At 72.7% G+C, this 10,998-nt stretch carries 11 protein-coding genes; 8 read left to right on the top strand and 3 right to left on the bottom strand.

What is annotated here, in order from left to right:
• The first annotated feature begins 25 nt into the window (after positions 1-25).
• The 6 genes from ribH (at position 26) to JFN87_RS20335 (ending at position 4,992) form a co-directional block, all read left to right on the top strand.
• Positions 26-526 carry a 6,7-dimethyl-8-ribityllumazine synthase gene (gene ribH, locus JFN87_RS20310; protein ID WP_209341947.1) on the top strand — a complete coding sequence of 167 codons (501 nt, stop codon included), beginning with the start codon at positions 26-28 and terminating at the stop codon, positions 524-526.
• Positions 527-545: 19 nt separating this feature from the next.
• Entirely contained in the window at positions 546-818 is a 273-nt protein-coding gene (locus JFN87_RS20315) for a phosphoribosyl-ATP diphosphatase (RefSeq protein ID WP_209341948.1), read from the top strand.
• 103 nt (positions 819-921) lie between these two features.
• The gene (gene hisG / locus JFN87_RS20320; RefSeq protein ID WP_209341950.1) at positions 922-1,767 is read left to right on the top strand and encodes an ATP phosphoribosyltransferase; all 846 of its coding nucleotides are present in this window, start codon (positions 922-924) and stop codon (positions 1,765-1,767) included.
• A gap of 5 nt (positions 1,768-1,772) precedes the next feature.
• The gene (locus JFN87_RS20325) at positions 1,773-2,282 is read left to right on the top strand and encodes a PH domain-containing protein (protein ID WP_209341952.1); all 510 of its coding nucleotides are present in this window, start codon (positions 1,773-1,775) and stop codon (positions 2,280-2,282) included.
• A gap of 182 nt (positions 2,283-2,464) precedes the next feature.
• Complete coding sequence (locus tag JFN87_RS20330) at positions 2,465-3,874, top strand: hemolysin family protein (protein ID WP_209341954.1); 1,410 nt, start codon at positions 2,465-2,467, stop codon at positions 3,872-3,874.
• Positions 3,871-4,992 carry a hemolysin family protein gene (locus tag JFN87_RS20335; RefSeq protein WP_209341956.1) on the top strand — a complete coding sequence of 374 codons (1,122 nt, stop codon included), beginning with the start codon at positions 3,871-3,873 and terminating at the stop codon, positions 4,990-4,992. Before JFN87_RS20330 ends, JFN87_RS20335 begins: the two co-directional genes overlap by 4 nt.
• Before the next feature lie 64 nt (positions 4,993-5,056).
• On the opposite strand, the gene JFN87_RS20340 is transcribed toward JFN87_RS20335, so the two are convergent.
• Positions 5,057-6,952, bottom strand: coding sequence for an AAA family ATPase (locus tag JFN87_RS20340; RefSeq protein ID WP_209341957.1), 1,896 nt, complete (start codon positions 6,950-6,952; stop codon positions 5,057-5,059).
• A gap of 245 nt (positions 6,953-7,197) precedes the next feature.
• On the opposite strand from JFN87_RS20340, the gene JFN87_RS20345 reads away from it, so the two are divergent.
• Positions 7,198-8,187, top strand: coding sequence for a phosphotransferase (locus tag JFN87_RS20345; RefSeq protein ID WP_209341958.1), 990 nt, complete (start codon positions 7,198-7,200; stop codon positions 8,185-8,187).
• Between the two features lie 68 nt (positions 8,188-8,255).
• Here JFN87_RS20345 and JFN87_RS20350 read toward each other — a convergent pair whose 3' ends face one another.
• Positions 8,256-8,675 (bottom strand): hypothetical protein, encoded by a 420-nt coding sequence (locus JFN87_RS20350; RefSeq protein ID WP_372449260.1) that lies wholly within the window; start codon positions 8,673-8,675, stop codon positions 8,256-8,258.
• A gap of 251 nt (positions 8,676-8,926) precedes the next feature.
• Here JFN87_RS20350 and JFN87_RS20355 point away from each other — a divergent pair, with 251 nt between their 5' ends.
• Positions 8,927-9,661 (top strand): S1 family peptidase, encoded by a 735-nt coding sequence (locus tag JFN87_RS20355; protein WP_209341960.1) that lies wholly within the window; start codon positions 8,927-8,929, stop codon positions 9,659-9,661.
• A gap of 245 nt (positions 9,662-9,906) precedes the next feature.
• On the opposite strand, the gene JFN87_RS20360 is transcribed toward JFN87_RS20355, so the two are convergent.
• Positions 9,907-10,557, bottom strand: a complete 651-nt coding sequence (locus JFN87_RS20360) for a uridine kinase family protein (RefSeq protein ID WP_245180585.1) — start codon at positions 10,555-10,557, stop codon at positions 9,907-9,909.
• Positions 10,558-10,998 lie beyond the last annotated feature (441 nt).

Consider the following 10,998-nt stretch of genomic DNA (forward strand, 5'->3'; position numbering starts at 1 on the left):
ACCGCGGAAAACAACAGGGAGACACGTGAGCGGCAAGGGCGCGCCGGAGCTGACCGTCAAGAACTGCGGGGACCTCAGGGTCGCCGTCGTGGCGGCCAGCTGGCACGAAAAGGTGATGGACGGCCTCGTCGAAGGCGCGATGCGCGCCCTGCACGAACTGGGCATCGACGAGCCCACCCTGCTGCGGGTGCCCGGCAGCTTCGAGCTGCCCGTCGTCGTCAAGGCGCTGGCCGAGCGCGGCTACGACGCGGTCGTGGCGCTCGGCGTCGTCATCCGCGGCGGCACACCGCACTTCGAGTATGTGTGCCAGGGCGTCACCCAGGGCCTGACCCAGGTGTCCGTGCAGACGGGGGTCCCCATCGGCTTCGGCGTGCTGACGTGCGACACCGAGCAGCAGGCGCTGGACCGCGCGGGCGTCGAGGGCTCCACCGAGGACAAGGGCCACGAGGCCGTCACCGCGGCCGTCGCCACGGCCACGATCCTGCGTACCGTCGCCGAACCCTGGCGCCAGGCGTCCGGCGCCTGACGCTAGAGTGAGCCGCACCATGTCCAACAAGACGTTCGAGGAGCTCTTCGCCGAGCTCCAGCAGAAGGCCGCCCAGGCGGACCCCGCCACGTCCCGCACCGCCGAGCTGGTCGGCAAGGGCGTCCATGCCATCGGCAAGAAGGTCGTCGAGGAGGCCGCCGAAGTCTGGATGGCCGCCGAGCACGAGGGCAAGGACGCCGCCGCCGAGGAGATCTCGCAGCTCCTCTACCACGTCCAGGTGATGATGGTGGCCTGCGGGATCGACCTCGACGACGTGTACGCCCATCTCTGAGCCCATGCATCTCTGAGCCCGTCCCTGAGCCCCATCCCTCCGAGCCCCCGGGCCGCCACAGGCGTGCCCGCACCAGCCAACGACACCGTGAGGAAGCCGCACCATGCTGCGCATCGCCGTTCCCAACAAGGGTTCACTGTCCGGACCTGCGTCGGCGATGCTCCATGAGGCCGGCTACCAGCAGCGCAAGGAGTCGAAGGAGCTCGTCCTCGTCGACCCCGTCAACGAGGTGGAGTTCTTCTACCTGCGCCCCCGCGACATCGCGATCTACGTGAGCTCGGGGCGTCTCGACATCGGCATCACGGGCCGCGACCTGCTGCTCGACTCGGGCGCGGACGCCGAGCCGATCATGGAGCTCGGGTTCGCGCGCTCCACCTTCCGCTACGCCACCAAGCCCGGCACCGCCAAGGGCGTCGGCGACTTCGGCGGGATGACCGTCGCCACGTCCTACGAGGGCATCGTCGCCAAGCACCTCGCGGACAAGGGCATCAACGCCTCCGTCGTCCACCTCGACGGAGCCGTCGAGACGGCGATCCAGCTCGGCGTCGCCCAGGTCATCGCGGACGTCGTCGAGACCGGCACGTCACTGCGCAACGCGGGCCTCGAAGTGGTCGGCGAGCCGATCATGACGTCGGAGGCGGTCGTCGTCCGCGCCACGGGTGCGGGCGACGACCCCAAGGTCGGGCAGTTCCTGCGCAGGCTCCAGGGCGTCCTGGTGGCGCGCACGTACGTGATGATGGACTACGACTGCCGCGCCGAGCACCTGGAGCGCGCCGTCGCCCTCACCCCCGGCCTCGAGTCGCCGACCGTCTCGCCGCTGCACAACGAGGGCTGGGTCGCGGTCCGCGCGATGGTCCCCACCGTCGACGCGCAGCGCATCATGGACGACCTGTACGAGCTCGGCGCCCGCGCCATCCTCACCACGGCCATCCACGCCTGCCGGCTCTGACGGCGATGCCGTCGAAGACGCCGCCGGACGGCGGTGGGCGGGCGCGCCCCGCGTTCCCGCCGCCGCTTCCGGTGACCTTCAGGCCGCGGCGCACCCGGCTTGCCCTGCTCTTCGCCGGGGTCGCCATGCTCGTGGTGGTCGCCTGCCTCGCGCTGCTGCTCGACGCCGCGGAACCGGCCGAGCAGGCCGGGTTCCTCGTCGTCGCCGTGATCGTCGACGGCGTACTGGCCCTGCTCGCCAGGCCGAAGGTCGTCGCCGACCACGGCGGGGTGACCGTGGTCAACCTCACACGTGTCAGGCGTCTCACCTGGCCCGAGATCCTCGCGGTCAATCTGCGCCCCGGGGACCCGTGGGTGTTCCTCGACCTCAGCGACGGCACCAGCATGCCCGCGCTCGGCATCCAGCCCGGCATCGCACGCCACAGCGCCATCAGGGACGCCCGGGCCCTGCGCGCCCTCGTCGACGCCCACGGCACCGGCACCGAAGCGGGCGCCCCGCCGGGGACCGGGCGCTGACACATCCCCTTGCCTCGCCGTCTTGACTATTCTGTTCGGAGCGGGCGCCAGGAGCGCCCTGCCCCGCATTCCACGGCCGGTCAAGGCCCGCGGGGATTCCTGCGAATCGAGGAGTGACTCCCTCCAGCAATGGACGGAACGTCCGGTAGTACCTGCGCCGCCCCCTTCCGGGAGGCGGCGACATGATCGTCCCCCTGCTGCTGCTCGCCGCGGCACTCGTCCTCATCCTCGCCAACGGCTTCTTCGTGGCGGCCGAGTTCGGCCTTGTCACGGTGGAGAGAGCGGACGCGGAACGCGCCGCGGCCGCCGGCGACCGGCGCGCTGGCGTCGTCGTCAGGGCCGTGCGCGAGCTGTCCTTCCAGCTCTCCGGCACCCAGCTCGGCATCACCGTCACCTCCCTGGTCGTCGGCATGCTCGCCGAGCCGGCGCTCGACGACCTGCTCACGCCCCCGCTGTCCGCGACGGGCCTGCCGGACGACGTGGTCGCCGGCATCGCCGTGGTCCTCGGCATGCTCGTCGCGTCCGCCGCGCAGATGGTCATCGGCGAGCTCGTGCCCAAGAACTGGGCGGTGTCCAAGCCGCTCCAGGTCGCCCGGTTCGTCGCCGGGCCCCAGCACCGCTTCACCCTGCTGCTGCGGCCGGTGATCGCGCTGCTGACCACCGTCGCCAACCGGATCGTGCGGATGCTCGGCGTCGAGCCCACCGACGAGCTCGCGTCGGCCCGCACACCTGGCGAGCTGGTCTCGCTCGCCCGCCACTCGGCGCAGGCGGGCACCCTCGAACAGGACACGGCGGACCTCTTCGTGCGGACCGTAGCCCTCGGCGGGCTCACCGCGCAGCACGTGATGACGCCCCGCGTGAAGGTCAGCGCGCTGCAGACCGACGCGACCGCCGCCGACGTCGTCAACCTCACCCGCGCGACCGGCCTGTCACGGTTCCCCGTCTACCGCGACCGTATGGACGAGATCGTCGGCATGGTGCACCTGAAGGACGCGCTCGCCGTGCCGGCGCACCTGCGCACGCGCACGCCCGTGACGCGCATAGCCGTCCCCGCGCTGCTCGTCCCCGAGACGCTGCCCGCGCGCCAGCTCCTCGCCCGGCTGCGCACCGAGCAGCCGATAGCCGTCGTCGTCGACGAGTACGGCGGCACCGCGGGCGTCGTCACCATCGAGGACATCGTCGAGGAACTGGTCGGCGAGGTACGCGACGAGCACGACGCCGAGGGCGCCGCTCGCCCCGAGATCGTCCCCGCGGCCGCCGAGGACGGGCGCCCCGCCTGGGAGGCCGAGGGCAGCGCCCGCGTCCTCACCCTCCGGCGCATCGGCCTGAACGCGCCCGAAGGGCCCTACGAGACCCTCGCGGGCCTGGTCGCCGACCTGCTCGGCCGCATCCCCGTCCCCGGCGACCGCGTCGAACTGCCGGGCTGGCGGCTGTCGGTGCGGCAGGTGGACCGCTACCGCGCCGAGCGCGTGCGGATCGTACGCACCGGCGCCGTGCCGGCGGCGGACGGATCCGGCGCGGACGCCGAGCCGCCGGACTCGCGGGCCGAGGGGCGCGCCACGGCAGACGCCGCGGCTGGAGGCGCCAGGTGAGCGTCCTCCAACTGGCGTGCGCGGTGCTGCTCGTGCTCGCCAACGGCTTCTTCGTGGCGGCCGAGTTCTCCCTCGTCTCCGTGCGCCGCAGCCAGATCGAACCCCACGCGCGCGAGGGCTCGGCGCGCGCCCGCAGGACCCTGCAAGGCCTGGAGAACCTGCCGCAGATGATGGCCGCCGCGCAGTTCGGCGTCACGGTCTGCTCGCTGACGCTCGGTGCCGTCGCCGAGCCGACCGTCGCCCACCTGCTCGAACCGGTCTTCCAGGCCGTGCACCTGCCCGAGGTCGCCGTCCACCCGGTCGGCTACGTCATCGCGCTCGCCCTGGTGTCCTTCCTGCACCTCGTGATCGGCGAAATGGTCCCGAAGAACCTCGCCATGGCGGCGCCCGACAAGGCGGCCATGTGGCTCGGCCCCTGGCTCGTCGCCTTCGCCAGGCCATGCCGCCCGGTCACCGTCGCGCTCGCCGCGTGCGCGCGGCTCGTGCTGCGGATGTTCCGCGTCGAGCCGAAGGACGAGGTCGACGCGGTGTACACGAGTGTGCAGCTCGGCCGGCTCGTGGAGGACTCGGGCCAGGCGGGCCTGCTCGAACCCGAGGCGCAGGAACAGCTTGAGGACGCCCTGGAACTGGGCAGCCGCCCCGTCACCGACGTCCTGCTGCGCCGCGGTTCGCTGATCACGGTGACCGCCGCCGTCACCCCGCGCGAGATCGAGGAGCTGACGGTGCGCACCGGGTTCTCGCGCTTCCCGGTGTGCGCCGTGGCGGGCGGCGCGTTCATGGGCTACCTCCACGTCAAGGACGTGCTCGACCTGGAGGCGCCGGAGGGCGCGGTGCCGCAGCACCTGTGGCGCCCGATGACCACCCTGCGCGCCGAGCTGCCGCTGGACGACGCCCTCACCGTGATGCGCAGGGCCGCCACCCATCTGGCGCAGGTCGCGGACGCGTCGGGCCGGGTGATCGGCCTGGTGGCCCTGGAGGACGTCCTGGAGACGCTCGTCGGCGAGGTGCGCGACCCCTCCCACCGGGACGCCTCCCGCCAGGACGCGGGGACCGCCATGCCGTCGCAGGGGCAGCACGGCGGCGACGACGCCCAGCCTGCCCTCAGCCCCCGCGCGTGAGCGGCGCGTCGCCTGCCCGGGGCCGGCCCCGGGCAGGCCGGTCACTCGGGCCGGCCCCGGCCGGTCACTCGGGGCCGGTCGCCGTGTCCCGGCCGGACAGCGCCTCGCCGTAGGCCTGCATCAGGTCGGGCAGGCGCAGGGTCGACAGGTCGTCACGGGTCGGCGTCGACGGGTAGCCCGCGAGGCGCAGGTCCCGGTAGGCGCAGCTCTTCTCGTACAGCGTCCGTAGGAAGCGCCCGTTGCCGAGGTCGTCGATCCAGCCCTGGCCGACGACGTGGCCGCTGATGGAGCGCAGCTCGTCGAGTGCCTCCTCGTCCCACGCGTCGCCGCCGTCCGCGGCGAGCACCCGGCCGATGGCGGTCAGCTCCAGCGGACGGTAGCTCGGGAAGTCGACGCGCGTGGTGAACCGGGACGAGAGGCCGGGGTTCGCCGCGAACAGCCGCTCCATGCCCTCCGGGTAGCCGGCGAGTATCACCACCAGGTCGTCGCGGTTGTCCTCGGCACGCTTCAGGAGCACCTGGAGGGCCTCCTCGCCGTATGCGTCGCCTTTGCTGTACCCGGCGTTGGACAGGCTGTACGCCTCGTCCACGAAGAGCACCCCGCCGATCGCCGAGTCGATCAGCTCGTTCGCCTTGACGGCCGTCTGGCCGAGGTACTCGCCGACGAGGTCGGCGCGCTGCGCCTCCACCAGGTGGTCACCGCCGAGCAGCCCGAGGGCGTAGAACACCCGGCCGAGGATCCGCGCCACCGTCGTCTTGCCCGTGCCCGACGGGCCGAGGAAGACGAAGTGCCGCTTCGGCGGCTGGACGGGCAGCCCCTCGCCTGCCCGCAGACGTGCCATGTTCAGCTGCGCCGACAAGGCGCGCACCTGCCGTTTCACCGGTTCGAGGCCGACCATGCGGTCGAGCTCCGCCAGCGCGTCGGCCAGCAGCGCCGGGTCCGTCGGGGCGCCGGGGAAGTCCGCGGGGGAGGGCTGCCGCGGCGGAGGCACCGTACGCTCGCGTATCTCGTCGGGGGAGACCGCGGGCCCCGCGGCGCCCGGCACACCGCCGCCGAACCGCGGGTCGAGGGGGAGCACCGCGTCGGGTTCGCCGCGCGCCTCGGACAGCGCCTCGGCGCCGGGGCCGGCCAGCGCCAGCGGCACGGCGCCCGCGGGATCCGCAAGGTCGTACGCGCCGTCGGCGACGGCCTCGTACCCGTCGGAGTCCGCGATCGCGGCGAGCCGCGCGGCCGTGTCCATGAACGACGGGTCGAGCCGGTGCACGGCGCGGTACAGGGGCAGCGCGGCGGCGCTGCGCCCGGTGCCCTCGTGGGCGCGGGCCAGCCAGTACCGCAGCTCCTTGCGCTGCGGCTGCTCGCTGCGGCACCGCATGAGAGCGGTGGCGAGCAGCGGCTCCGCCTGCCCGTACATCTCCTGCCTCACCCTGGCCATGCCCCCGAACAGACCCGCTTCCGTGCCCAGTTGCGCATCGTCGAGCAGCGGGTCGGTGCAACGTGCCAGCAGCTCCCAGTCCTTGACGAGGTAGGCGCGGCAGGCGTGCAGGAACCTGACCTGAGGATCCGACTCCGCGGGCGGCAGCCCGGCGAGCGCGTGGTCGAGTTCCGGCACCCTGCGCCCGTCCAGCCAGTGCGAGGCGTGCGCGAGCAGCAGGTCACGCACCGTCTCCAGCACGGGCTGGACCCACCAGCCGAGCCAGTACCAGGAGTTGAGAGTGCGGCCGTGCAGGGCGCGCTGCTCGCCGAAGCGATCGCGTGCCGCGTACATCCGCAGCAGCGCGGTGGACGTGTCCACCCGCAGCGCGTGCAGCCCGAGCCAGCCGTCCGCCATGCCGGGATCCAGCCGCACCGCGGCCTTGAACTCCTCCTCGGCCTGCGGGTACGCGCCCATGGTGTACGCGTCGACGCCACGCACCCACGCCAGGTCGGCCGGCGCCGCCGTGCCCTGCGTGCCGATGTCCATCCAGGCCCCCACCCACACCGTGCCCCGCGGTGTCCCGGCGGGCGGCTGCCCGTCGGCCGTTGCTGAACCACCTCTTGGTGAACGGCATTTGACCGCACCGCAGTGCATCGTACCTGCGCACACGACGCACACCGAAGCCCTGCCGAACCACGAGTGATGTCCTGCGAGGCGAAGAAACCCGTCGCTTCCGCGCGGACGCGCCCGTAGGGTGCGCGGGTTGTCGCGGTGGGAAGGCGGTAGGGAAAGTGGCACGCAGGGCAGCGACGCGGGAGCAGCTGGCGGGTGCGGCGCGGAACGCCCTGGGCGGCGGACGGCGGCTGGAGGCGGTCGAGCGTCTCGTGGGCGGCAGCAAGAAGGGCGTGTACCGCCTGGTGATGGATGACGCCACGACGGCCGTCGCCTACCTGTGGAGCGACGCCGAGAACTACTGGCCGGCGGCCAAGGGCGACGACGATCTCACCGACCCCTTCTCGCCGGGCTCCGGAATCGATCTGTTCCAGGCCGCGCACGCGCGGCTGGAGGCGCTCGGCGTCCGGGTCCCGGCGCTCCGGTTCATCGACCGCGACGGTGCCCACCGCTCCGCGGGCCTCGCGATCGTCGAGGATCTTCAGGGCGAGAACCTGGAGGACCTGCTCGCGCGCGACAGGCGCGCGGCCTCGCCGGTCATGGCCAGGCTCTCGGAGTCACTGGAGGCGATGCGGGGCCACCTGGCACCCGCGTACGGCAAGGTCGCCGTGGTGGACGAAGGGGAGCGATCACGTGGCACGTCGTGCGAGGGCGTCGTTCTCGATCGGGCGCTGCGGGACCTCGCCGAGGCGGCCTCGCGCGATGCGCGGGTCGCGGAGGCCCGCGACCGGCTTGGGGAGCGGCTGCTGGGCCTGGCGGCGGCGGTGGGCCCACGCGAGGAGTACGCCGTCGTGCACGGCGAACTCGGACCGGACCACGTGCTGGTGGACGCGGACGGGAACCCTGTGCTGATCGACATCGAGGGACTGATGTACTTCGACGTCGAATGGGAACACGTGTTTCTGCGGATCCGCCTGCACGACGCATACCAGCCGCTGTCGGCGGCCGGATTGGACGACGATCGGCTCGCGCTCTACACGCTCGCACAGCGACTCTCGCTGACCGCGGGACCGCTGCGGCTGCTCGACGGTGACTTTCCCGACCGGGCCTTCATGGCCGGCATCGCCGAGTACAACCTGAAGCAGGCGCTGGAACTGGTGTCCGCATGAACCACCGCCGCGCATGCGCGGTGCCCGTCCGCGCCGGCGGGCGGACGGGCACCGCGGGTTCGGTGCTCTCAGCGCACCGTCACGCTGAAGACGGGTGATGCCGTCGTGCCGCTGACGATGCGCAGGTCGTTCTTGCCCTTCAGGCCGAGTTTGACGCCGAGCGAGTAGGAGCCGTCGCGCGAGGTGTTCATGGACGCGGGCAGGCTGACCCACTTGCCGTGCTGCTTCTGCTGGAGGGTCACCTTGCTGCCGGCCTTGAGTCCGGTGGTCCGGCCCGTGACCCGGAACAGCTGCCAGGCGCGGACGGAGGACGCCGACGGCTTGGCCGTGATGGCGGCCTTCGCGGACACGGCCCGCGGGCCGGCGTGGGACGCGGGGGAGGTGTGCGCTGCCGGGGTGGCCGCCATCGCGGTGCCCGCGAGGGCCAGGGAGGCCGCGCCGAGCACGCCCACGACGGCCGTGCGCAGGGAACGCCGCTTCGAAACGATCACAGATCTGCTCCTTCGAGGTGAGAACAGCCTTTGGCACAACGAAATCCGCGTGGATTCCGGCGCCTTCACCGGAAATGACGACACGAATCCGCAAGCCGTTCATCGGAGTTGTGTCGCTGCCTTGTAACAGCCGAGAACCCCCGGCGCCGAGGGCCGAATTTCGGCGTTCCGTGCGTGAACCTTTTCGACCCGGGTGGTATCTCACCCTCAAAAGTGCCCGTGTAGCCCTGCGACAAGGAGCTGTTCTAATGGTGCGTCGAATGCGTGTGCTGTTGCTTACCGGCCTGTTCCTGATGACGGTTTCCGTCATGTCGGTCGCGCCGGCTTCAGCCGTCATCGGTGGGGCGAGGAGCACCTACGGCCCGTGGGCGGTGCGCATGCTGATCGACGGCAAGCCGGCATGCACCGGTACGGCGATCGCGAAACGATGGATCATCAGCGCCTCGCACTGCTTCTTCGAGCAGGGCCAGCAGGTCTCCGTCAAACGCGTCTCGTTCAGGGTCGGCAGCCTCGACATGCGCAAGGGCGCCACGGTCCGCCCGGTGCCCGGCGGGCTCGTGGGGAGCGCTCACGCCGACATGATGCTCGTCAAGGTCCCGCCGATGAAGGTGCGCACGGCGCGCCTGGCCACGTCCGGCGTCCACCCTGGGGAGGCCGTGCGGCAGTACGGGTGGGGCGCCACCTGCACGGGGGACGAGAACGCCTGCCAGTCGCCCGTGCTCAAGCAGTCGAGGCTGCGGGTGGTGCGGCCGGACGACCCCCGGTGTGACGGGTTCACCGCGCCGGGCGGTTCCGACTTCTGCATGGCCAAGGTGTCCGGCATCCCCGCCGGCGGCGACTCCGGCGGCCCGGTGATGACCGTCGCCCCGCGCGGCAAGGAGAAGCTCGTCGGCGTCTTCGACGGCTCGGACCGGGAGAAGACCGCGGAGGCGGGGGAGGTCTCCCGGCAACTCTCCCGGATCCGCTCGGTCATCGCGCGCTAGGCGCCATCCGGATCACCACGGGGAATGTGGATGATCACCGAGGGTGAGGGCGACTCGGGCGGGCCTGGGCCCACCGGGGCAGAACGAAGCCCCCGATCACGGGGGAACGACCGGGGGCTTCGCGTCTGCGGCAGCCGGTGAAAGCTGCACATTCAGAACGTAAGACCAGTCGCACCCCCCGGTCAAGCCGGGCCCCGGCACCCGGGCGGCGGGGCCCGGCCGGGCGGTGCCGCGACACGCCTGCGTCACCGTGAGTGAGGGGAAGGTGCCGTGCGCGTGGTATCGCGGGACTCTTCCGGCGCCCCGCCGGCGCTGCCCAGCGCCCCGCCGCCGACGGGCGACACCTCGTACCCGTCCGGCACCTCGCGCACCAGCGCGTCGGCGAACGGACGGGACGGGTCGGCCGCGAAGTGGTCCGACTCGGCGCGCGTCCAGCCGTCCCAGAAGTCACCGAGGCCGGGCCCGTCGCGGTGCCTGCCGCGCCGCCAGGAGGCGTCAGCCGCCCGGTCCATCCACAGCAGTGCCGCGAGCCACGGCCGCAGCCCCGCCCTGCCCGCGCCCACCCCTTCCACCAGCACGAACGGCGCCGGAGCGAGGACGCGGGGTGCGCCGAACCGGCGCGCCACCCAGTCGTACGGCGCGTAGCGCGCCTCGCCGCCACGCGACAGCGGCACGATGACCTGCCGCACGAACCGCGGCAGCCAGCCGAACAGTTCCTCGTGCGTGGCGATGTCGTCCAGGTGCAGGACGGGCGCGCCGCCGAGTTCCGCCGCGAGCAGCCCGGCGAACGTCGTCTTGCCCGACCCCGCGTGCCCGTCCACGGCGACCAGCCGCACCGGCCCGCAGGAGGGCGGCGCGGCCGCGAGGGCCGCTGCGGCCGAGCGGAGGTCACTCATGCGGCCAGCGTACGGGCGTTCCCACCGCGGAACGGCATCACCGCAGGCGGCGCCAGTGGTCGAGACCAATGTAAGTGTCCGCGAGTCGGCCCGGATGTATGGCGATGAGCCGGTACCGCGAGCGATAGTGGGCGCCGAGCCGCACCGCTCGAACAGTCCCCACCCCGTCTGTCGCGCTCCCTGCGAACAGGAGTCGTATGACCATGCACACCTCGCGCAGAACCGTTCTTGCCGCCGCGATCGCGGCGGCCGCCGCCGCGGGCAGCGGCGCGGCCGCCTCGCCGGGCCTCGCCGCTCCCGCGGATCGGAGGAGCTCGCGTCTGAACTCCTGTCACCGATGTATCCGGTAGGCCGGGTTCTGCTCGGGAAGGGGGGGGGGGGGGGGGGGGGGGGGGGGGGGGGGGGGGGGGGGGGGGGGGGGGGGGGGGGGGGGGGGGGGGG

The sequence above is a fragment of the Streptomyces montanisoli genome (genome assembly GCF_017813245.1).
GTDB classification, from domain to species: domain Bacteria; phylum Actinomycetota; class Actinomycetes; order Streptomycetales; family Streptomycetaceae; genus Streptomyces; species Streptomyces montanisoli.

Bases quoted from the DNA above. Each gene is read 5' to 3' on its own strand.
- JFN87_RS20340 (WP_209341957.1), bottom strand. From the start codon at position 6,952: ATGGACATCGGCACGCAGGGCACGGCGGCGCCGGCCGACCTGGCGTGG.
- JFN87_RS20315 (WP_209341948.1), top strand. From the start codon at position 546: ATGTCCAACAAGACGTTCGAGGAGCTCTTCGCCGAGCTCCAGCAGAAG.
- JFN87_RS20355 (WP_209341960.1), top strand. From the start codon at position 8,927: ATGGTGCGTCGAATGCGTGTGCTGTTGCTTACCGGCCTGTTCCTGATG.
- JFN87_RS20325 (WP_209341952.1), top strand. From the start codon at position 1,773: ATGCCGTCGAAGACGCCGCCGGACGGCGGTGGGCGGGCGCGCCCCGCG.
- hisG (WP_209341950.1), top strand. From the start codon at position 922: ATGCTGCGCATCGCCGTTCCCAACAAGGGTTCACTGTCCGGACCTGCG.
- JFN87_RS20330 (WP_209341954.1), top strand. From the start codon at position 2,465: ATGATCGTCCCCCTGCTGCTGCTCGCCGCGGCACTCGTCCTCATCCTC.
- JFN87_RS20360 (WP_245180585.1), bottom strand. From the start codon at position 10,557: ATGAGTGACCTCCGCTCGGCCGCAGCGGCCCTCGCGGCCGCGCCGCCC.